The organism is Streptomyces sp. NPDC050759 (genome assembly GCF_044456945.1).
In the GTDB taxonomy this organism is placed as follows: domain Bacteria; phylum Actinomycetota; class Actinomycetes; order Streptomycetales; family Streptomycetaceae; genus Streptomyces.
Genome location: NZ_JBITGI010000001.1, coordinates 458,710 through 479,145 on the forward strand (window position 1 = coordinate 458,710; position 20,436 = coordinate 479,145).

Annotated in this window: 22 protein-coding genes and 1 tRNA gene; 15 read left to right on the forward strand and 8 right to left on the reverse strand. The window is 72.3% G+C overall.

Annotation, left to right across the window (positions count from 1 at the left end; translation table 11 throughout):
• Positions 1 to 391 precede the first annotated feature (391 nt).
• Positions 392 to 622, reverse strand: a complete 231-nt coding sequence (locus ACIBJB_RS02015; protein WP_057615221.1) for a DUF2277 domain-containing protein — start codon at positions 620 to 622, stop codon at positions 392 to 394.
• A 117-nt stretch (positions 623 to 739) separates the two neighbouring features.
• Between ACIBJB_RS02015 and ACIBJB_RS02020 the strand changes: the two genes are divergently transcribed.
• Positions 740 to 1,654 carry a ketopantoate reductase family protein gene (locus ACIBJB_RS02020; protein WP_398925537.1) on the forward strand — a complete coding sequence of 305 codons (915 nt, stop codon included), beginning with the start codon at positions 740 to 742 and terminating at the stop codon, positions 1,652 to 1,654.
• Positions 1,655 to 1,695: 41 nt separating this feature from the next.
• Here ACIBJB_RS02020 and ACIBJB_RS02025 read toward each other — a convergent pair whose 3' ends face one another.
• On the reverse strand, positions 1,696 to 2,208 hold the full coding sequence (locus tag ACIBJB_RS02025; RefSeq protein ID WP_398925539.1) for a GNAT family N-acetyltransferase: 513 nt from the start codon (positions 2,206 to 2,208) through the stop codon (positions 1,696 to 1,698).
• Between the two features lie 155 nt (positions 2,209 to 2,363).
• Between ACIBJB_RS02025 and ACIBJB_RS02030 the strand changes: the two genes are divergently transcribed.
• On the forward strand, positions 2,364 to 3,350 hold the full coding sequence (locus ACIBJB_RS02030) for an alpha/beta fold hydrolase (protein ID WP_398925541.1): 987 nt from the start codon (positions 2,364 to 2,366) through the stop codon (positions 3,348 to 3,350).
• Here ACIBJB_RS02030 and ACIBJB_RS02035 read toward each other — a convergent pair.
• Positions 3,308 to 3,922, reverse strand: coding sequence for a dihydrofolate reductase family protein (locus tag ACIBJB_RS02035; protein ID WP_398925543.1), 615 nt, complete (start codon positions 3,920 to 3,922; stop codon positions 3,308 to 3,310). The two genes, ACIBJB_RS02030 and ACIBJB_RS02035, sit on opposite strands and share 43 nt — an antisense overlap.
• 59 nt (positions 3,923 to 3,981) lie before the next feature.
• On the reverse strand, positions 3,982 to 5,169 hold the full coding sequence (locus tag ACIBJB_RS02040; RefSeq protein WP_398925545.1) for an MFS transporter: 1,188 nt from the start codon (positions 5,167 to 5,169) through the stop codon (positions 3,982 to 3,984).
• A 131-nt stretch (positions 5,170 to 5,300) separates the two neighbouring features.
• On the opposite strand from ACIBJB_RS02040, the gene ACIBJB_RS02045 reads away from it, so the two are divergent.
• The 3 genes from ACIBJB_RS02045 (at position 5,301) to ACIBJB_RS02055 (ending at position 7,667) form a co-directional block, all read left to right on the forward strand.
• Positions 5,301 to 6,062, forward strand: coding sequence for a hypothetical protein (locus ACIBJB_RS02045; protein ID WP_398925547.1), 762 nt, complete (start codon positions 5,301 to 5,303; stop codon positions 6,060 to 6,062).
• Positions 6,063 to 6,090: 28 nt separating this feature from the next.
• On the forward strand, positions 6,091 to 6,639 hold the full coding sequence (locus ACIBJB_RS02050) for a YciI family protein (protein WP_398925549.1): 549 nt from the start codon (positions 6,091 to 6,093) through the stop codon (positions 6,637 to 6,639).
• Between the two features lie 62 nt (positions 6,640 to 6,701).
• A complete protein-coding gene (locus tag ACIBJB_RS02055; protein WP_311719546.1) occupies positions 6,702 to 7,667 on the forward strand; it encodes a YihY/virulence factor BrkB family protein in 966 nt (321 codons plus the stop codon).
• A gap of 247 nt (positions 7,668 to 7,914) precedes the next feature.
• Here the strand turns inward: ACIBJB_RS02055 and ACIBJB_RS02060 are convergent, their stop codons facing one another.
• Positions 7,915 to 8,340: a DUF6003 family protein gene (locus tag ACIBJB_RS02060; protein ID WP_398925551.1), complete on the reverse strand. Its 426-nt coding sequence runs from the start codon at positions 8,338 to 8,340 to the stop codon at positions 7,915 to 7,917.
• 216 nt (positions 8,341 to 8,556) lie between these two features.
• Between ACIBJB_RS02060 and ACIBJB_RS02065 the strand changes: the two genes are divergently transcribed.
• Together ACIBJB_RS02065 and ACIBJB_RS02070 are read left to right on the forward strand one after the other, a co-directional pair.
• Complete coding sequence (locus ACIBJB_RS02065; RefSeq protein WP_398925553.1) at positions 8,557 to 9,873, forward strand: MFS transporter; 1,317 nt, start codon at positions 8,557 to 8,559, stop codon at positions 9,871 to 9,873.
• A gap of 51 nt (positions 9,874 to 9,924) precedes the next feature.
• A complete protein-coding gene (locus ACIBJB_RS02070) occupies positions 9,925 to 10,263 on the forward strand; it encodes a hypothetical protein (RefSeq protein WP_398925556.1) in 339 nt (112 codons plus the stop codon).
• 46 nt (positions 10,264 to 10,309) lie between these two features.
• Here the strand turns inward: ACIBJB_RS02070 and ACIBJB_RS02075 are convergent.
• Positions 10,310 to 10,381: transfer RNA gene (locus tag ACIBJB_RS02075), tRNA-Val, on the reverse strand.
• 211 nt (positions 10,382 to 10,592) lie between these two features.
• Between ACIBJB_RS02075 and ACIBJB_RS02080 the strand changes: the two genes are divergently transcribed.
• From ACIBJB_RS02080 to ACIBJB_RS02110, 7 genes are all read left to right on the forward strand, one after another.
• Positions 10,593 to 11,363, forward strand: coding sequence for a DUF4097 family beta strand repeat-containing protein (locus ACIBJB_RS02080; protein WP_398925558.1), 771 nt, complete (start codon positions 10,593 to 10,595; stop codon positions 11,361 to 11,363).
• Positions 11,364 to 11,442: 79 nt separating this feature from the next.
• Positions 11,443 to 12,819 (forward strand): hypothetical protein, encoded by a 1,377-nt coding sequence (locus tag ACIBJB_RS02085; RefSeq protein ID WP_398925560.1) that lies wholly within the window; start codon positions 11,443 to 11,445, stop codon positions 12,817 to 12,819.
• Between the two features lie 139 nt (positions 12,820 to 12,958).
• The gene (locus tag ACIBJB_RS02090) at positions 12,959 to 13,147 is read left to right on the forward strand and encodes a hypothetical protein (protein ID WP_398925562.1); all 189 of its coding nucleotides are present in this window, start codon (positions 12,959 to 12,961) and stop codon (positions 13,145 to 13,147) included.
• Positions 13,148 to 13,160: 13 nt separating this feature from the next.
• Entirely contained in the window at positions 13,161 to 13,871 is a 711-nt protein-coding gene (locus tag ACIBJB_RS02095) for a hypothetical protein (protein WP_398925564.1), read from the forward strand.
• Positions 13,868 to 14,845 (forward strand): DUF6895 family protein, encoded by a 978-nt coding sequence (locus ACIBJB_RS02100; RefSeq protein ID WP_398925566.1) that lies wholly within the window; start codon positions 13,868 to 13,870, stop codon positions 14,843 to 14,845. The genes ACIBJB_RS02095 and ACIBJB_RS02100 overlap by 4 nt, the downstream gene beginning before the upstream one ends.
• Positions 14,842 to 15,762: a DUF6895 family protein gene (locus tag ACIBJB_RS02105; RefSeq protein WP_398925568.1), complete on the forward strand. Its 921-nt coding sequence runs from the start codon at positions 14,842 to 14,844 to the stop codon at positions 15,760 to 15,762. Before ACIBJB_RS02100 ends, ACIBJB_RS02105 begins: the two co-directional genes overlap by 4 nt.
• Positions 15,759 to 16,853, forward strand: coding sequence for a serine hydrolase domain-containing protein (locus tag ACIBJB_RS02110; protein WP_398925570.1), 1,095 nt, complete (start codon positions 15,759 to 15,761; stop codon positions 16,851 to 16,853). The genes ACIBJB_RS02105 and ACIBJB_RS02110 overlap by 4 nt, the downstream gene beginning before the upstream one ends.
• Positions 16,854 to 16,892: 39 nt before the next feature.
• Here ACIBJB_RS02110 and ACIBJB_RS02115 read toward each other — a convergent pair whose 3' ends face one another.
• Complete coding sequence (locus ACIBJB_RS02115; RefSeq protein ID WP_398925572.1) at positions 16,893 to 18,257, reverse strand: carbohydrate-binding protein; 1,365 nt, start codon at positions 18,255 to 18,257, stop codon at positions 16,893 to 16,895.
• 176 nt (positions 18,258 to 18,433) lie between these two features.
• Entirely contained in the window at positions 18,434 to 20,059 is a 1,626-nt protein-coding gene (locus ACIBJB_RS02120) for an alkaline phosphatase D family protein (protein WP_398925574.1), read from the reverse strand.
• A 102-nt stretch (positions 20,060 to 20,161) separates the two neighbouring features.
• Here ACIBJB_RS02120 and ACIBJB_RS02125 point away from each other — a divergent pair, with 102 nt between their 5' ends.
• The gene (locus ACIBJB_RS02125; protein WP_398925577.1) at positions 20,162 to 20,380 is read left to right on the forward strand and encodes a zinc ribbon domain-containing protein; all 219 of its coding nucleotides are present in this window, start codon (positions 20,162 to 20,164) and stop codon (positions 20,378 to 20,380) included.
• The last annotated feature ends 56 nt before the right edge of the window (positions 20,381 to 20,436 follow it).

The window sequence follows — 20,436 nt, forward strand, 5'->3', positions numbered from 1 at the left end:
CGAGGGCGGCGGAAGGACGTACGTCGGCTGCGGGCCGAGGGTGGCTGTCCGCGCCCACGCGGCGGAGCCGCACCTGCACACAGCCCCGCACGCCCGGCCACGTCCAGCCGAGACGGCACAGGACGCACGGCCGGTTGACCGCTGGCCCGTGTGGGCTGGTCGCGCCCGCGGCGGAGCCGCACGTGCACATGGCTCCGCGCCTCCGGGCACGTCCGGCCGAGGCGGCACAGGACGTACGTACGTCGACCCCGAGCTGGGTAGGGGTCGGCCGGTAGTGGCTGGTCCCAGGTGGCGGAGCCGCGCATGCAGGCAGCACCGTGCCCTCGGGCAGGTTCAGCCGAGACGCACCCGGCGAGCACGGCCTACCCCGGCCGGCGGCCCCCCGCCCAGGTCACCCCGCCTCGCGGCGAGCCGCTCCGCGGACTTCCAGGCCCGCCAGCAACTCCGCCGTGGCCTCCGCGATCACCTCCACGGCCCGTTCGAAGACCTCCTGGTTGTGGGCGGCGGGGGCCCGGAAACCCGACACCTTGCGCACATACTGAAGCGCGGCGGCCCGGATCTCCTCCTCCGTCGCTTCCTCGGGCAACACAGGCGGACGAAGCGTCTTGATACTGCGGCACATACCGACAGTCTCCCTCCCCGAGCGGATCGGCGCTTCCGTCCGCCCGTTCCGAATGTCATGATCCTCGGCGAGGCGGCCACCGGTTCCGGGGCCGACCGACGAGAGGAACATTCCGACATGGCGCACGACTCCGCGCACCAGAAACTCACCGTGGCCGTCCTGGGCCCCGGCGGCACCGGCGGCCTTCTCGCCGCCCTCCTCGCCCGCACCGGACACCGCGTGATCTGCCTGGCCGGCGACGACACGGCGAACACCCTGCGCACGGCCGGACTCCAGGTCCGCAGCGGCACCTTCGGCGACTTCACCACGCCCGTCGAGGCCGACACCGAACTGCGCGAACCGGTCGACGCCTGTCTGATCGCCGTCAAGCACACCTCCCTCCACTCCGCCCTCGACCGCGTCCCGCCCACCGCCCTGGGCGACGGCCTGGTCGTCCCCCTCCTGAACGGCGTGGAACACCCGGCGACCCTGCGCGCCCGCTACCGCCCGGACCGGGTCGCCCCCGCGGTGATCCGCGTCGAGTCGACGCGGATCGCGCCGGGCGTCATCGAGCACGGCAGCCCCTTCGCCGAGCTCGACCTGACCGGCGACGGCGTCCCCCGCGAGCGCCTCGACGCACTGGCCTCCGCCCTGGCCGAGGCCGGCCCCGCGACCCGTGTCCTGGACGACGAGTCGGCCGCCCTGTGGGCCAAGATGTCCTTCCTCGCTCCCTTCGCCCTCCTCACCACCCTGCACGGCCTCCCCCTCGGCGAGGTACGCACCAGCCACCGCGAGGAGCTGACCGCCCTGGTCGAGGAGACCGCCGCGGTCAGCGCGGCCTGCGGCGGCCCCGCGGACCCGGCCCAGGCCCTCGCCCGCTACGACGCCTTCCCACCCCGGACCAAGTCCTCGATGCAGCGCGACGCGGAGGCGGGCCGCCCCCTCGAACTGGACGCGATCGGCGGGGCATTGCTGCGCGCGGCGGACCGGCACGGGGTGAAGGTGCCCGTCGCGACCCGGGTGGTACGGGAGTTGACGGACGCCGCCCGCTGACGGCCCACCCCGACCGCCACCGCCCACCCTCACGCGCGCCCTCAGCCGCCGTCGCCGCCCGTCAGGTCGAACCGCCAGTCGTTCGACGTGAGCCAGCGCCCCTTCGGGTACTCGAACTCGGCCTGTCCGAGCAGCGTGAAGCCCGCCCGGCGACAGACGCCGTTCGACGCGGTGTGCTCCACACTCGGGAACGCGTGCAGATACCGGTGCTCCCCGGCGGCCCGTGCCTCCTCCACGACGGCGCGGGCCGCCTGCGCGGCCAGTCCCCGTCCCTGGAACTCCGGCAGGATCCCCCACCCGGTCTCCCATATCAGGGAGTCCCGCCACTCACGCTGCCAGAACCCCACCGAGCCCACGGTCTCCCCGCCGTCCGCGAGCGTGACGCGGTACATCCGCCCCGCCGACAGCTCGACGTACCGCCGATGCCGTGCGACGAGCTTCTCCTCGCTCTCGGGCCCGCCCAAGTGGTCGGTCATCTCCGGGCTGTTGGTCCGCTCCAGCAGCCAGAAGTCGCCCTCCGCCCAGGGCACCAGCCGCACCTGCTCCGTCTCCATGCCGACCACATTAGGCGCCAGGTCTGACAACGCCCCCGGCCTGCGGTTTTGCCGAATCGGCAAAAGGCCTCGCAACCATCCCGCCGTACGTTGCAGGATCGCCGTGAGCCGCAGTCCGTGAGCCGTCACCGCACCGCCGTACCCACGGAGGACACATGCCGCACCGCACCCACCGTCTGGTCCCCGGTCCCGCCGGCCGGATCCACCTCGTGGAGCAGGGCAGCGGGCCCCTGGTCCTGCTGCTGCACGGCTTCCCGGAGTCCTGGTACTCGTGGCGCCACCAGCTGCCGGTGCTGGCCGCGGCCGGATACCGCGCGGTCGCCGTGGACGTGCGCGGATACGGCCGCTCCTCGAAGCCGGAGGCGGTGGCGGCGTACCGGATGACCGAGCTGGTGGAGGACAACGCGGCCGTGGTGGAGGCACTCGGCGAGCGTTCCGCGGTAGTCGTCGGGCACGACTGGGGAGCGACGATCGCCGCGCACTCGGCGCTGCTCAGGCCGGACGTCTTCCACGCGGTCGCCCTGCTGAGCGTGCCGTACACCCCGCCCGGCGGCCCCCGTCCCAGCGAGGTGTTCGCGCGGCTCGGCGGGGAGGAGGAGTTCTACGTCTCCTACTTCCAGGAGCCCGGCCGGGCCGAGCGCGAGATCGAACCGGACGTCCGGGGCTGGCTGGCCGGCTTCTATGCCGCGCTCTCCGCCGACACCATGCCCATGGCCGACGCCCACCCCGTGCCCGCCGACCCCCACTTCGTCGCACCCGGCGGCCGGCTCCGGGACCGCTTCCCCACCGACCGCCTCCCGGCCTGGCTCACCGAGGACGATCTCGACGTCTACGCGGGGGAGTTCGAGCGCACGGGCCTGACCGGTGCCCTGAACCGCTACCGCGCGATGGACCGGGACTGGAAGGATCTGGCCGCCCACGCGGGCGCGGCGATCCGCCAGCCCTCTCTCTTCCTGGGCGGCACCCTGGACGCCTCCACCACCTGGCTCTCCGACGCCATCGACGCCTTCCCGACCACCCTCCCCGGTCTGCGCGGCGCCCATCTCCTCGACGGCTGCGGACACTGGATCCAGCAGGAACGCCCCGATGAGGTCGGCCGTCACCTGACCGACTGGCTGGGATCGGTCGTGGCCGGGCGGTAGCGCACGTTCACCGTGGCCGTGCGGTCGCCGCCGTTGAGGAGTTCGAGGCGGAGGGGATCGCCGCCGGGGTTGTCGAACAGCCGGATCCCGTCACCGAGCAGGACGGGCGCGATGTGGAGGTCGATCTCGTCGATGAGTCCGCGTTCGAGGAGTTGGCGGCCGATCGTAGGTGAGAAAACCTCGACGTTCTTGCCGCCGGCGGCCTTGAGCGCGATCCGGACCGCCTCGGCGACGTCACAGCTCAGGAAGGTCACGCCCTCGGCGCTCGGCGCGTCCTCGGGGTGGTGTGTGAGGACGAACACCGCTCCCTGCCACGCCCCGCCGTAGATACCACCGGCGTCGGGAAAGGCGTCCCAGCCGTCGCGGCCGCCCAGCACGGCCCCGGTCGTCCCGGCGTACTCCTCGACGAGGCCGGGCCGGAACGAGAATCCCGTCATCCATGCCATGCCGTGCCCGGGGCCCGCCACGAACCCGTCCAGCGACATCGTGAAGTGCCAGAGCACCTTGCCCGCGGCGGTCTGCGGCTCCATGTCCGCCGCCGCCCTCGTGTCCATGTGCTGAGGATTCTCCATGGCTGGTCCTCTCTCAGGATGCTCCTCGTCCCCCCTGAGACCGGCCCCGCGCGCGAAAGTCATCGCCGGACCTCCGACTCGCGGGCCTGCCTCCCGATCGGCCTCGCTCGATGTGCGGCGACGGTCATGACGAGGACGGAGGTCAGCACGATGCCGGCGCCGACGTAGAGCGGTGCGGTGTAGCCGAGGCCCGCCGTGATGGCGAGGCCTCCGGCCCAGGCGCCCAGCGCGTTGCCGATGTTGGACGCGGACACGTTGGCGCTGGCGGCCAGGGCGGCCCCGTGCGCGTAGTCGGTGACGCGGGTGATCATGCCGGGCACACCGGCGAACCCGAACACCCCCATCAGGAACACCAGCACCACCGACGCCGTGGCGCTGGTGGCGAGCAGCCCGAACAAGGCCAGGGTGACGGTGAGTCCGGTCAGGGCGAGGACCAGCGCGCGGTCACGGTCGTGGTCGGCGGCCCGCCCGCCGATCAGGTTCCCGACGACCAGGCCGACGCCGTACACCATGAGCAGCCAGGCGACAGCCGCCGAGGAGAAGCCGCCGACCTCGGTGAACGTGTAGGCGATATAGCTGAACGCGCCGAACATCCCGCCGTAGCCGAGCGCGGTGGCCACCAGGGTCAGCCAGACCTGCCCGGACCGGAACGCGCCGAGCTGGGCGCGCAGGCCGGTGGAGGCGGTCGGCGGTGTCTGTCCGGCGCGGCTCGGCACGAACGCGATGATTCCCGCGAGCGCGAGCAGGCCGATCGCGGTGACCGCCCAGAACGCGGCCCGCCAGCCCCAGCGCTCCCCGACCAGCGCGCCGAACGGCACGCCGAGCACGTTCGCGACGGTCAGCCCCGCGAACATGACGGCCACCGCGCGGGACGCGCGCTCGGGTACGACCAGGCTGCGCGCGACCAGGGAGCCGATGCCGAAGAACGACCCGTGGCACAGCGCCGCCACGATCCGCCCGAGCAGCATCACCGAATAGCTCGGCGCGATCGCGGACAGCAGGTTGCCGAGGACGAACAGGACCACCAGGCCGACCAGGACGTGCTTGCGGGGCAGCCGCGCGGTCGCCGCGGTCAGGACGATCGCACCGACCGCCACGCTCAACGCGTATCCCGAGATCAGCCGCCCCGCGGCAGCCTCGGACACCGCGAAACTCCCCGCCACCTGGGGCAGCAGCCCCGCGATCAGAAACTCCGTCAGCCCGATGCCGAACCCGCCGACGGCCAGCGCGACGAGCCCCCTTGGCATCCGCGACCGTCCGATCACCTGGCTATGCACGACAATCCTCAAGATCCGCGTTCATGGACCGACTCTCGCGTCCCGACCGCGGACCGGTCCATGGACAAAGAAGCGACGACGCTTGGACGAAAGCGGGGCCGATGTTCACGGTCGAGGAACGGGACCGCCTCCGGGAGCGGTTGCTCGCGCGCGCGGAGGCCGACGACAGCGTCGTGGGCGCCGCCTTCACGGGCTCGTACGCCGTCGGGGAGGCCGACCGCTGGTCGGACACCGACCTGGTGCTGGCCGTGCGCGGCGACCTGACGGCGACGCTGGAGCGGTGGACCGGCTGGCTCTACGGCGATCTCGGCGCGCGGCACCACTGGGATCTGCGCGTCGGGGCCGGCGTCATCCGGGTGTTCCTCCTGCCCGGCTGGCTGGAGATCGACCTGACCTTCGCCCCGGAGGCCGAGTTCGGTCCGCGGGGCCCGCAGTGGCGGACGGTCTTCGGCCGGCCCCGCCCCCTGGAACCCTTCACTCCCCCGGACGGCGACACCCTGGCGGGCCTCCTGTGGCATCACGCCCTCCACGCGCGCGCGTGCGTCGAGCGCGCCCGCTACTGGCAGGCCGAGCACTGGATCAGCGCCCTGCGCGAGCACGTGATCACCTTGGCCTGCCTGCGACTCGGCCACCCGGCCGCGCACGCGAAGGGCGCCCACCTGCTCCCCGGCGACCTCTCGACCGCCCTGGAGACGACTCTCGTACACTCGCTCACCGCCTCGGAGCTCCACCGCGCCCTGAGCGCCACGGTCGGCGTCGTCACGGCCGAGCTCGAACGCTTCCGTCCCGAACTCGCCACCCTTCTGGCCCCGATGTTCGAGGAGCTGACGAACACGCCGCCGAACGAAATGCCGTTGAGATGACGCCGCCCGTCGACAAGGCTCCCTGGTCATGGAGTTCTTCTGTTACCACCGTGACCGGCCCGGCTCCCTGCCCCTGCGGGAGGAGCTGGCGGAAGCGCACTGGTCCTACATGGACCGGTACGCGGCCGAACTGATCGCCCGCGGGCCGACGTTCGCCGCCGACGGTGAGACGCCGACGGGAAGCGTGCACATCGTCGACCTGCCCGATCCGGCGGCCGCCCGCGCGTTCGCGTTCGACGAACCCACCTATCAGGCGGGCGCGTACCGGGACGTACTGCTGCGCCGTTGGCGCAACCTGCTGGGCCGCACCATGTGGGACTTCCCCGGCGGCCGGACCGGTGGCGGGCGCTATCTGGTGCTCGGTCTCGGCACGGGAGAGGCCGCCGACCTCACCGTACCGCCCGGCAGGGACGACCTGATCGCCTACGGCCCCCTCCTGTCCGACGACGCCACCCTCTGGCTGGGCACGGCGGCCCTGGTCCGTGCCCCGGACCCGGAGCGGGCACGGGCCGTGCTGACCGCGGACCGGTACGCGGCCGTAGAGGTCCACGAGTGGGAGTTCGGCGGACGACGCTGACAACCCTGGTTCTCGGGGCAACCGCACAGGGACCGGCCGTCCGAGCAAGGAGCGTCCACGCCATGGGTACCGCCGTCCGCGTCCCGCAGACCCGGGACATGATCGGGGACGAGCTCTCCGGAGACGAGGCCTTCACCGCCCTGCGCCACTACGGCGGGCTGCGGCTGCTGGCCGACTCCTTCGCGCGGTTCCGCTACGCCGACGGCTTCACCAACGCCCGGGCCCTCGCCTTCCAGGTGGTCCTCGGGCTGGTTCCCTGCACCGTGGCGCTGGTCGGCCTTGCCACCTCGGTGCACACGGAGGGCGTGGGCCGGATCATCGAGCTCACACTCGGCCGGATCGTGCCGGGCGCGAGCGCCGACATCGTGAAGGACGCCTTCGACGGGACCCGGCGCACCGCGCACGGCGATGTCTGGAGCACGCTCGCCCTGTGGCTCGGTCTGGGCTTCGCGCTGCTGAACCTCGCCTCGGCCATGGGTCAGATCGAACGCGGCGCGAACCGCATCTACGGCATCGAGCGCGACCGGCCCTTCCCGCGCAAGTACGCGCGCGGGCTTGTGCTCGCGCTCGCCGCCGGTCTGCCCCTGGTGCTGGGGTTCGTCGTGCTGGTGGCCGGTGAGGCGGTGGGCGACGCGGTGGCCGAGTCCGCGGGCCGGGACGGCGGCGGGCCGCGCTGGTGGGGTGTGCTGGACCTGCCGGTGGGGCTCGCGCTGGCCTGGGTGGCCTCCGCGGTGATCTTCCGCTGGTCGCCGCGCCGTGTGCAGCCCGGTTACACCTGGCTGGCCTTCGGCTCGGCCGTCCATCTGCTGCTGTGGGTGGCGGCCACCTGGCTGCTCGCCCTGTACGTCGAGGAGAGCGGTGCGTTCGGCGCCGTGTACGGGCCGCTCACCGCCTTCATCGCCCTGCTGCTGTGGGCGAACCTCACCGCCGTCGCGCTCTTCCTCGGCATCGCGTTCGCCGCCCAGCTGGAAGCGGCCCGCGCCGGCATCGAGTCGGCCGTCCATCCGGACCCCGGCCCGGGTGTCTGAGGCCAGAACGGTCAGCCCCGCACGGCAGCGGTGACCGTCGCCGGGTCCACGCCGGTCAGTTCGACGATGCGGTGCGGCGGCACGCCCGCGGCCGGCGCAGGCGCGTGAGGCCGGGCGGCGGTCTCGTCGTCAGCCTTCCGCGGCGGCGGTGACCGTCGCCGGGTCCAGGCCGGTCAGTTCGACGATGCGGTGCGGCGGCACGCCTGCGGCCGGCACAGGCGCGTGAGGCCGGGCGGCGGTCTCGTCGTCAGCCTTCCGCGGCAGCGGTGACCGTCGCCGGGTCCACGCCGGTCAGTTCCACGATGCGGTGCGGCGGCACGCCCGCGGCCAGCGCGCGTCCGATCAGGCCGTCACGGCCGTCCGCGCAGTCGCGGTAGGCGAGCAGTTCCTCCTCGACCCCGGCGAGCGACTGCGGCGCCAGGTGGTGGCGGAGCCGGCTCAGTTCCTCGTCGCTCAGCGGCACGGGCAGCCGCTCGGCCCCCTCGGGCACGGCGGCGGTCTCCTCCGGTGGCAGCAGACGCAGGTGCGGGGAGGTCGCCGTGGTTCCCTGGGCGTCCAGCCACGCGCGCACGGCGGGAGTCTCCATGCACGCGAGATCGCCGACGGCGGCGGGGGCCACGCCGAGTTGCGCGGACGCGTCGTCGAGCAGGAACAGATAGGCGTCGTCGGTCATCCTCGGCTCCTTCTCAACACCGGCTCCTCCACAGGGGCTGATCGACTCCCATTACCCCGCCTCGCCCGGCTAATGTTCTGGTTCGGCGAGTGACCGAAGAGGAGCGAGGACATGGTCGGTCTTCCGAGCGCGCGTTGACGTCGTAGGCCGTCCGGCCTGTCATCGCGTGCTGCCCTTGACGGTGTGGCACAGCAAGCCTTCGATCCGAGGTTCTCCGTGCCATCCGCTTCCTCCGCCGTGTCCGATTCCGGTCGCCCCGCCCCGTCGAGCCTGTGGCGGGACCGTGACTTCCGTCGCCTCTGGGTGGGCCAGACGGCCTCCCAACTCGGTGAACACACAAGCCTGTTGGTGTTGCCGCTGTTCGCCGTCCTGACCCTCGACGCCAGTGCCGGCCAGTTGGGTGGCCTCCGCGCTGTGGGCCAGGCGCCGATCCTGTTGCTCTCGCTCCTCGTCGGCGCGTGGGTGGACAGATGGCGGACCCGCACGGTGATGGTGCTGACGGACGCCGGCCGGTCCCTGGCACTGGGCGCCGCCGCCCTGGGCGGTCTCCTCGGGCTGCTCGGCCTGCCCGCGCTGCTCGTGGTCGCCTTCACCGTGGGGGCCCTGTCCGTGTTCTTCGACGTGGCGTACCAGGCGTCTCTCGTGCGGCTGGTGAGACGCGATCAGCTGGTGCGGGGCAACAGCGCGCTCGAGGGCAGCCGGTCCGCGGCGCAGATCGGCGGTCCCGCCCTCGGGGGTGCGTTGGTGTCGCTGCTGTCGGCGCCGATCGCCGCCGCCGTCGGCGCACTGTTCTTCGCGCTGTCGTTCCTGTCGATCCGGCGGATCCGTCGCCGCGAATCGATCCCGGAGCGCTCGGAACGTCCCCCTCACATAGGGCGGCGGATCCACGAGGGCCTCCGTTTCGTCGCCGGCGACACCTTGCTGCGGGCCGTGTGCCTGGCCTCGGCCGCCTTCCAGTTCTGCTTCGCGGCCCTGATGACCGTCTATCTGTTGTTCCTGCCGCGGGAGCTGCACCTGTCGGGGACCTCCGTCGGGCTGGCGCTCGCGGCGACGGGGCCGGGCGCGCTCCTGGGCTCGGTGCTGGCCGCCCGGCTGCCGGGCCGGTTCGGTTACGGCGTGGTGCTCGTGTCCGCGGCGGCACTGGGCGACGGCGCGTTCCTGTGCGTGCCCGCGCTGCACGGCTCCAGTGCGGTGACACTTCCCGTGCTTCTCGCGGTCGGCTTCGTGTTCGGGACGGGCGGCCAGTTGGTGAACGTCACGGTCATGGCCGTCCGGCAGACGGCCACCCCGGACGGGATGCAGGGCCGTGCGGCCGCCACGATCACGTTCGTCGGCATGGGGATGACCCCGCTCGGCTCCCTGCTCGGCGGATTCCTCGCGCAGGAGTGGGGGTTGCGCACCAGTCTCCTGGTGACGGCCGCGGGCATGCTGCTGTCCCCGGTGGTGATGGCCCTGTCCCCGCTCGCCCGCCTGGGGCGGACGCTTCCGGCATGCACAGGAGATGGGACGGACGGGCCGCCCCCGTTCGCATGAACCTCCCGAAGCGACTCGCCACCCAAAATCGAACAGGCGTAGCATTGTGCCGTGGCAACGACCTATGACTTTCCGAGTGACCTCCTGGCCGGTCAGGAGGAGCTGCATCAGGTCCGGGCCGAGCTGTCGGCCCTGCTCAAGCGGCTTCCCTGGTCGGTCGTGCCGCTGGACGGCTTCAGCGACAGCAACGGCTGGCGGAAGGTGGAGCGCCCCGCCTCCCCCGGCTGGACCCCCGACGAACAGGCCGAGGTGGAAAAGCTCCGACAGCGCGAACACGAACTCGCGGTCTTCGTCACCACCCACCGCTTCTGGACGGACGTGGCGACACCGGAACGCGTGGACGCCCGCACCAGGCTGAAGCACGCGTCCCGCAGGCCGGAAACCGGCTGAACGACGAAGGACCCCGGCCGAGATCGGCCGGGGTCCTCTTCCGGTGTGGGCGCGGACGGTTTCGAACCGCCGACATCCTGCTTGTAAGGCAGGCGCTCTACCCCTGAGCTACGCACCCGAGACGAGTCGACAGCCTACCTTGCCCGGGGCGCTGTCCTGCAAACCCTTACTCGGGGGCGCGGGGGCGTCAGGGTTGATACGGGGGAAAACCCCACCCCCGATCCGGGAGCGACCCGGATCCCCCGCGGGAGCCCCGGTCCCTAGGGTCGAAGCAGGGTCGCGGACTGCCCGCGACCGCCCGTCCAGGGCCAGCTCAGGGGGAGATCGTCATGGTCCGTTCCGTTCCCGTACGTGCCGCCGCCGCGGCCGGGGTCGTCGCGCTCGTCGTCGCGGGGGCCACCGCCTGCGGCGCCTCCGCCGGGGACGACAAGACCCCCGACCACAAGTCCTTCGCCCTCCACGGCCGCACCCTCACCGTCGACTCCGACGACTCGGCGCTGGAGATCGTCGCCGCCGATGCGAACAAGGCGGGCACGGTCGAGGTCACCCGCTGGTTCCAGGGGACCGTCGCCCTCGGCAAGGACCCCGAGGTGACCTGGTCGATGAAGGACGACCGGCTGGTGCTGCGCATGAAGTGCAGCGGTGTCGTGGCCGACTGCGCGGCCAGGCACCGCATCGAGGTGCCGCGGAACATCAGCGTGAAGGTGAAGGACGGCGACGGCAGTGTGCGGGCCCGGGGGTTCACCCGGCCGCTGAGCATCAGCACCGGCGACGGCTCCGTGCGGGTCACCGACTCCAGCGGGCCGCTGGAGCTGCGCACCGGCGACGGCTCCATGAGGGCGGACGTCACCTCCCGCCGCATCACCGCCCGTACCGGCGACGGCTCGCTCCACCTCGAACTCGGCGCCGTACCGGACCGGGTGGAGACCCGCAGCGGCGACGGCTCCGTGACCGTCGAGCTGCCGAAGGCCACCTACCGCGTGGACACCAGGACCGGCGACGGAGGGGTCGACGTGTCCGTGCCCCGGTCCGACTCCAGCGACCACATGGTGTCCGCCCAGAGCGGAGACGGGAAGATCACGGTGCGAACCGCGAACTGACCGGCCCGTGTGTTCGTCCTTTACCGGTGGGAGAATGACAAGGGCACCGCCAGGACGGAACACAGCACGGGAGAGGGATGTGACGGCGACACCATCGCAGCCGTACTCGTCGTCGTCGGTGCCGCGCGCACACCGCCAGGCGCTCAAGGACACCCTCACCCTCGTCGGTCTGCCCCTGCTCGCCGCCCTCGCGCTGCCGGCCGCGTTCGCCGGCGGCGGCACCCGGCGCTGGTTCGGCGGGCGCGCGGAGAGCCAGCGGGCCGAGGCGCAGGCCGCGAAGGACGCCGCGGCGGCCGCGTTCTACGAACTGGACACCGCCCAGCGGGATCTGCGGATCTCGATCGAGACGATCACGGCCGTCGACGACTCCCCCGCCGCCCGGCGGGCGGTCGCCGACTTCCAGGCGATCAGCGGGCGGATCGACGAGGCCAGCCGGCGCTACATCGAGGCCGTCGACGCCCATGACCTCGACCGGGACGATCTGGAGGCCTCGGTCGCCGCACACGCGCGTACCGAGCTCACCCGGGCCAAGGACGACCTGGACAACGTCAAGCGGGAGCTGGACCGTTTCGGCGACAGCCTCGGACCGCTGCTCGGCAAGGCCGAGACGCAGCTGGCCCGTCTCGCCCCGGCCGTCGAGCGGGCCCGGCAGGGGCTGCTGGCCGCCTCCAACGCCCTGGACGCCGTACGGGAGTCGGGGCTGAAGGCGGACGACCTCGCCGCCCGGCTCGCCGCCCTCGGACCCGAGCTGACCGCGCTCAACCAGGGCGCGGGACAGCACGGCGTGCCGCAGACCCTGGAGCGGGCCGAACGGGTCGCGCGGGAGGCCGAGTCGATCCGGGTGGAGGCCGAGCGGCTGCCGGAGCGGGCCGCGGAGATCGACCACCGGCTCGTCTCCCTGCGCACCCGCGCCGAGGCCCTCACCACCCGCGCGGGCCAGGTCGACCCGGTGCTCAGCGAACTGCGCCGCCGGTTCACGGCCGCCTGCTGGCAGGACCTCCAGCACGTCCCGGACCAGGCCGCGGAGAACGTACGGCAGGCCGAGCGGAAACTCCGCGAGGCCCGCGCCGCGCGGGACGAACAGCGCTGGCCGGACGCGACCTCCCTGCTCTCCACGGTCCGCGCCCTGCTCAACACCACCGACGAGTCCGTCTCCGCCGCCGGCGACCGGCTGCACCGGCTGAACGCCGTGCAGAAGGACCCCCAGCAGGAGATCGACCGCACGCGCTTCGCCATCCGCGACGCCCAACGCCTCGCCATGAGCGGCCGCACCACCCCCGACCCCAGGCACGCACGTCCGTTGGACGACTCCGTGGCCCGCCTGGACCGGGCGATCGCCACCCTGGAGGGCCGCCACCCCGACTACTGGCACTTCCTCACCGAGACGGAAGCGGTACGGCAGACGGTGGCGCGGGTGGTCTCGCAGATCCGTGAGGAGCGCGGGGGCTCGCACTGAGAGTGCGTCACCGTCAACTACTCGCGAGCGGGAAATTGAATCTCGCACGAACTAGACAAATCGCCCTCTTTTGCATAGATCGCCCCAATGGGGTGACATGGAAGAAGACCCGCATATCTCTCGTAAAGGAGATGGTGGTATGTCTTCCACCGAGTTCCTGCTCGACGACCTCACCGACGCACCCGGCATCGACGTAGAAGCGGCTCTCGACCCGGTCGAGGCCGACGGCTACTACCGCGACAGCCGCCAGTGCGCGGCGCTCGCCCTGGTGTCGTCGCACAGCCAGCTCCTGCTCTCGCCTCCGACGCCACGGCCGAAGAAGGGCTGACGGGAGAACCCGAATGGAGCAGTCAGGCACTTCGACCCGCCTCGCGGGCGCGGTGCAGGGCCTCATGTCGGAACTGGTCTCCGCTCTTCGGAGCGGAGACCGTTTCCGGCTCGCAGGCACGGTCGCGGGGAACGGCCCCGAGGCGACCGCCGACCCGGCTCTCGCCGCCGTACGGGTGGTCGGAGCCGATGTCGTCCTGCCGAGCGTCCTGCTGCGCTGCGCGCCCCCCGCGTCGGACGATCTCACCGTGTTCAGCAGGGCTGTTCACGCCTACCCACCACCTGCCGCGGCCCCTCCCACCTCGGTGTGGAGCCATTGGGCCATGCGGCGGGCGCTCCTGCGGCTGGACGCGTCCCTCGACGGCGCGTCGGGCGACGACACCGAGCCCGGGGCGGCCTGGCTCGACGACGCGCCGTGGCAGTTCCTGACCCACCAACTCGCGGTGCTCGCCCCGCTCGCGCTGCCCGGCGAGGACTGCGCGGTGGCCCGTGTGGCGCGGCGCCGCCCGGTCGACGTCGCCCGGGGATTCGTACGGGCGGTCCGCCGCCGCGACTGGCTCCAGGCAGCCGGAGCGGGACGCTGGCTGGTCCTCCTCGACGAGGTGCCGCAGACGCTGGGCCTGGACGCCGGGCTGGATTTCGTGGCGCAGATGGGCGGCGAGGACTCCCGTGTGGCGTTCCAGGTCGAGGCCGCTCGACTGATGCGCGCCGGAGTGCCGGTGTGACGGCGCACGAGGCCGGGGTGAGGCGCGAGGTCCGGGCTCTGGGCGCGGCCGCGTTGGCCTGGGTGTCCGCCCACCGCGAGGGGTTCGCGCTCGGCGGCGACGCGCTCGCCGAGCACGGCGACGTGAACACCACCTGGAAGCCCCTCGGTGAACTGGCCCAGGTATGTGTCTGTGTACGACGGCACACCGATCCGGCCGACCCGGTCCACGTGCTGGCGTCCGACCTGCTGTCGTTCGCGTGGCAACAGACCGAACGCGGCGCCCTCTTCGTGGAGTTGCAGCGTCTCGAACCCTTCGCGACCTATCCGCTGGAGGTCTACGCGGCGTTCGCGTCGGCAGGTCTGCGCCACGCCGGCTACGAGAGCGCCACCGCGACGGTGGCCCGTACCCGCGGCTGGCACCTGACGGAGCAGGAACCGAACCGACGCATGAGCGTGCTCAACTCCGAGCGCCGCAGCGGCCTCCCGGAACACGAGGAGATGCCGCGGGCACTGCGCCGCACCTGGCTCGCGGGCCTGCCGGAGCCGTGGACGTTCGAGCTGGCCGCCGGCTACACGCTCACCCATGTGATCTTCCATCTCACCGACTGGGGCCTGACCCCGCAGGCCGTACCCCCGCCCGTCGCGGCTTACCTCCGGCACTGGCTCGCGCCCTGGCTCGACACCTGTCTGGAGGACGAGCAGTGGGACCTGAGCTGCGAACTGCTGGCCGTGGCGAGCAGTCTGCCCGGCCCGCCGGACCTCGCCCTGTTCCAGGAGGCCTGGGCGAGACTCTCGGTGGCGCAGGACGACTCGGGCGCCGTCCCGGAGGTGGGCGGCCGGGGCAGCCGTACGACCGCACCCGACTTCATCGACTGTTACCACTCGACACTGATGACGGCCTTCGCCGCCGTGCTGACCGTCAACCGGCTGCGCGAGACGGCCGGGGACGCCGAGGCGGTTGCGGTGGACGGCGGACAGGGAGTGCCGGGATGAACAACACGCGTCTCATCCACCATGTCGGCGTCGGCGCTCTCGAGTGGCTGCACGCCCACCGCGACGGATTCCGGCTGGAGTTGGACGTCGACCCGGAGATCGGCTTCCTGGAACGCTTCAAACCGGTCGGCGAACTGGCGCTCATCTGCAAGGTGCTGTTCCGCGAGGGCGTGGCCGGATCCCGACAGGCCGCGCTGGCACGGCAGTTGATCGACCACGCCTGGTGTCACACGCTGGACGGCGGCCGGATGCTGGTGCGCGGGCAGCACGCCGAGCCCCTCTCACCCATCCCCTTCGAGGTGTACCTGCCCTTCAAGGAGCTGGGCTACAGCAGCCCCGAGGCCGAGCGGGCCTTCCGGCTCAACCAGCGGCTGGACAGCTACGCCGCCCTGGAGATGTCACCGGTCCGGCGCCTGGGCCTGTCCGCCTTCCAGCGCCGCTTCGGCCTGCCTCCCCGGGTTCCGGAGGCCGACGTCGTCGGCGCGACGTGGCTGGGGCGTTCGCCCGAACCCTGGACCGTGGAAGGGCACATCGCCTACGACATCACCCACACCGTCTTCCACCTCACCGACTGGGGAGAGAACCCCGACGGCCTGCCGGCCGGGATCGCCGGCTACCTCGCGGACTGGCTGCCGGCCTGGCTGGACGACTGGCTCGACCTGCAACGCTGGGACCTGCTCGGTGAACTGCTCGTCGTCGACGCCTGTCTGCCCCGCCCCACGTTCGACGAGCGGGCGTGGGAAGGCTTCGCCGCCGCCCAGCAGCCCGACGGCGCGATGCCCGCCGTACGCACGATGCCGCAGGGCGAACCCGACGAGGTCTTCGACGTCGTCTACCACCCGACGCTGGTCGCCGCCTTCGCCTCCGTCCTGGCCACGTCCCGCGCCCTGACGCGGCTGGTCCACACACCGTCATGACGGTCGGCGCACGCCCCGCGCGTCCCGCCCCCTGGCCGGGCGTCCCGCCCGACGTCACCGCCGTGACGCGGAGGGAGGCACCCGGCGACGACGAGGCGGTGCGGCGGCGGCTCGACGAGGCCGTCGACGCCGTGCCCGCGCCCGACGTCGTCTTCGCCCTCTCCCGGTACGGTCGCCGCACCGTGCGCACCGGGGGCACCGCGCCGCCCCCGCCCGTCCCCCGCGAGCAACTGCGCTACGAAATGGGCTCGGCCTCCAAGACGTTCACCGGACTGCTGCTGGCCCAGCTGACCCAGACGGGCCGGCTGTCCGCGGGCGAGCCGGCCGCGGCGCTGCTGGATCCGGCTCGGCGGGCCGGCGAGGATCCCGTCACCCTCGCCCACCTGATCACCCACACCTCCGGACTGCCCGCCCTGCCCGCCGACTTCTTCGTCCGGGCGCTGCCGGCGTGGCACACCAACCCCTACGCCCGCTATCCGGCCGAGCGCGTGGTCGACGCCTTTCTGCGCCACCGGCAACGCCACCGGCCCGGCACCCGCTGGCACTACTCCAACTTCGGTGTCGCCGTCCTCGGTCACGCCCTGGCGGCGGCGACCGCCACCCCGTGGGACGAGCTGCTCACCGGTCAGGTGCTGGGTCCGCTCCGGCTGAGCGGCGCCACGCTTCGCCCCGGCGGCCCGGACACCGACGCCACCGGGCACCGCAGGGACGGCACGACGCCCGTTCCGCCGCTGACCGTCGGCGGTTTCCAGGCGGCCGGCGCCGTCCGGGCCACCCCGCACGATCTGCTCACGTTCCTGGAAGCACATCTGGATCCGTCGGGCGGGCCGCTGACCGCCGCGCTGCGCGCGGTACGCCGCCCTGTGCTCCGGCGCGGTCTCGGCCACCGGCAGGTGCACACGGTGGCCTGGTTCCAGCACCCCACGCAGTGCGGTCCGATGTACTTCCACGGCGGGGCGACACTCGGTCAGCAGGCCTTCCTGGGCTTCCGGCCCGACATCGGGACGGCGTTGGCCGCCGTGTGCACCCGCCGCTTCCACGCCGGCGATGCCTTCGTGCCGACCGCGTACACCCTGCTGGCAGAGATGTAGCGGCCGACGAGCTCGGGCATCGCCGACGTCACCGCGTCCTCAGACGCGCTGCCACAGGGCGGGAGCGAGGGCCGGCTGCCACCCGGCCTGCGCCTGATGGGGCTGCAGGCACTCGTAGGAGACGCCGTCGTGGGTCACCCGCGCGCCCACCTCGTACACCTGCCCCGGGGCCCAGCCACCCTCCTGACCGTCCTCGGGGGCGGTGCTGCCGCTCTCGCTCGTGCTGGTCCTGAGAGTCAGGCCGTAGGTGCTGAGCACCGGGTTGATCGGCTGGTAGAAGGTCGTCCCGCCGCTGGTGCAGTCGCCGGAACCCCCGGACGTGACGCCCTGGGCCTGGGTTCCCGAGATGTACGAGCCACCGGAGTCGCCCGGCTCCGCGCACACCGTCGTACGGGTCACGCCGTCGATGGTGCCCTCGGCGTAGGTGACGCTCGTGTCGTGCTGCTCGATCGTGCCGCAGTGCCAGCCCGTGGTGGAACCGGACCGGCACACCGCGGCACCCGTCAGGGCCTGCACCGAGCCTGCGGTCTGAACGTCCTGTCCGCCCTCCCCCTTGACGGCGGGCGTGGCGGTCCAGTCACTGTTGACGCCCACCCATGCCATGTCCTTCCCGGGGAACACGGACGCCTGGAAGGTGCCCTGGGCGACCTGGTTGTACCCGGTGGTCTTCGCCCCCGCCTTCCCGCAGTGGCCGGCCGTCGCGAACCCCTGCTGGGTGCCCTTGGTGACGCCGAATCCGATGGAGCAGCGGGCCGTGCCGTCGATGTAGAAGGCGTCGCCGCCCCGGATGTCGTACAGGGCGCGCGGCTGGTCGGCCGACACCTTGACGTCCACGACCGCGGTGTCGACGTGGGCGGCCGCGATCAGCTTGTCGGCGGCGGCGCGGCTCTTCGCCTGCACCGTCACCCGGTTGGTCCGTACGTCGATGTACCGGACCGGCGTGTCCAGGGCCTCGCCGGTCACGGTGGCGTCCAACTTCGCCTTGGCGGTCTTCAGGTCCTGCAGCGGGGTCCTGACGACTACGGCCCGCGCTCCACCGGCCTCGATGGCGGGGCTGTCGGCGGCGTCGGTGGTCGCGACCGTCAGGTCCGCGGAGGTGTCGCCGCTCACCCACGCTCCCGCGAAGCGCTTGCCCAGCGCGTTCTGGAGGCGGCCCGCGCGCGTGCCCGCCTCGGCCTCGTTGACCAGCCGCGTCCTGGCCTGATCCTCGGTCAGGCGCAGATCACGCTTCAGCGCCCGCAGGACCGCGGGCGAGGGTTTGTTCGCGCCGAGCGTCTCGGCGGCGGAGGGCGTCGTCGTGGGCGCGGGGGGCTCGACGGCCGCGGCCGCGGGCAGCCCCGTGAGCACGAGGGCACTGAGCAGCGTCAACGCGGCACAGCCGGCCGAAGCGTGTCTGTGGACCATCAGGCATCTCCTCGGGTGTGAGTACAAAGGTCTCGAATCCCTAGGTTTTGCCGATAACCGGACAGACAATGTCCGCTCCCTGCCTGTTCCACGCATCGGACGACAAGAAGGGGCCGCCCGGCGGAGCACGGGATGCCGACGGGCCGTCAGGCCGGGTACCGCTGCCCGGCAGTTCCTCAGGCCGGATGGAGGCCCGGGTTGCCGGCCTCCGTCACGAAGGACGCGGCGGTGGCGATCGGCGCACCCGGCTTGGTCACGGCGGACACGGTCCTGAAGTCGGCCTGCGCCTGCTGCCGGTCGAGTGTGACCCTCACATAGCCGCGGCGCCCGTCGTAGAACTTGAGATGCGGGTTGGCCTTGAGGTACGTGTCCCAGGTGGGGGGCCGCTCGGCGCCGTCCCGTCCGCTCGCGATCGACGTGGCGGTGAACTCCGTGCCCAGGGTGGTGGAGTCCGGGTCGTCGAAGTCGTCCTTGATGTCGAAGGCGTAGCCGACGTGCACGTCCCCGGTCATCACCACCAGGTTCTCGACCCCGGCCGATTTCACGCCGTCGAGGATCCTGCGGCGCGAGGCCCGGTAGCCGTCCCAGGCGTCCATGGACATCAGGGGCTCCGACGTGAGGTCGAGTTTGCGCTGCGAGAAGCACACCTGTTGCGGCATCACGTTCCACAGGGCCTGCGAGTCACGCCAGCCGTCGATCAGCCAGCTCTCCTGCGCCGCCCCGGTCATGGTGCGCGCCGGGTCGTCCTGGAGCGGGCCGCCGGTGTGCTTGGTGGACGAGTACACCTGGTCGGAGCGGTACTGCCGGGTGTCGAGGATGTCGAACTGGGCGAGGGTGCCCCACTGGAGCCGACGGTAGAGCCGCGCGTCGGGACCGTTCGGCAACTGCGCGCCGCGCAGCGGCTGGTTCTCCCAGTACGCCCGGTAGGCGGCGGCGCGGCGCAGCAGGAACACCTCCGGCGGATCGTTGTTCTCGCTGATGGCGCCCGCGTAGTTGTTCTCGGTCTCGTGGTCGTCCCAGGTGACGACGAAGGGGTGCGCCGCATGGGCCGCCCGCAGGTCCGGGTCGCTCTTGTAGAGCGCGTAGCGCAGCCGGTAGTCCTCCAGGGTCATGGCCTCACGGTTGAACAGGTCGGGCAGCTTGCGGTCGGTGTAGCCGCGCTGGCCGCCCGTGGAGTTCACGGCGTACTCGTACAGGTAGTCGCCGAGGTGGAAGACCACGTCGACGTCGTCCCGGGAGAGATGGCGGTGCGCCGTGTAGTACCCGTCGTGGTAGGCCTGGCAGGAGACGGCGGCGTAGGTGAGCGACGCCGCGGCGGCGGTGGTGACCGGCGCCGTGCGGGTACGGCCCGTCTCGCTGATCCATGTTCCGGTCTTGAACCGGTAGTAGTAGACCTGGTCGGGCTCGAGGCCCGCGACGTCGATGTGCAGGGTGTGGTGGTACTCGGGGTAGGCGATGTCGACGCCGGTGCGGACGGGCACGCTGAAGTGCTCGTCGAGGGCCAGCTCCCACTGGACGGTGACGTACTGCTGGGGCAGACCGCCGTCCGGCTCGAAGGGGGCGGGTGCGAGCCGGGTCCACAGGAGCACGGAGTCGGGCAGCGGGTCCCCGGAGGCGACGCCGAGGGTGAAGGGATCGTCGGCGATCCTCGCCGCGTCGAGTTCGGTGGAGCCCGCCGCGCCCCGGGCCGGCAGCTGGGTGCTGAACGCGAGGGCGGCGGCCGCCGCGGTGACCGTGAGAAAGTGGCGCCGCCCGAAGTGCCGGGCGGCGGCGAGCAGTTCGGGGTTGTGTCGCACAGCCAAGGGGTTCCCCCACGGTTGATCGTCGGCAGAGAACCCCCGCATGCTAACCGGACAAAGATCATAATTCGGGCACCCCGCCGGGGCGCCGGTTAACCTGTGCTCATGCCTCGCTACGAGTACCGCTGCCGGACCTGCGGCGACACCTTCGAACTGAGCCGTCCCATGGCCGAGTCCTCCGCCCCCGCCGACTGCCCGGCGGGCCACGACGACACCGTGAAGCTGCTGTCGACGGTGGCGGTGGGCGGCTCGGCATCCGCGTCGGCCGCCCCGACCCCCCAGGCGGGAGGCGGCGGCTGCTGCGGCGGAGGCTGCTGCGGCTGACCGCCGTACGACAACCTCTTCAGGCTGCCTTCAGGTCCGCCTCCCTAGCGTGGGCC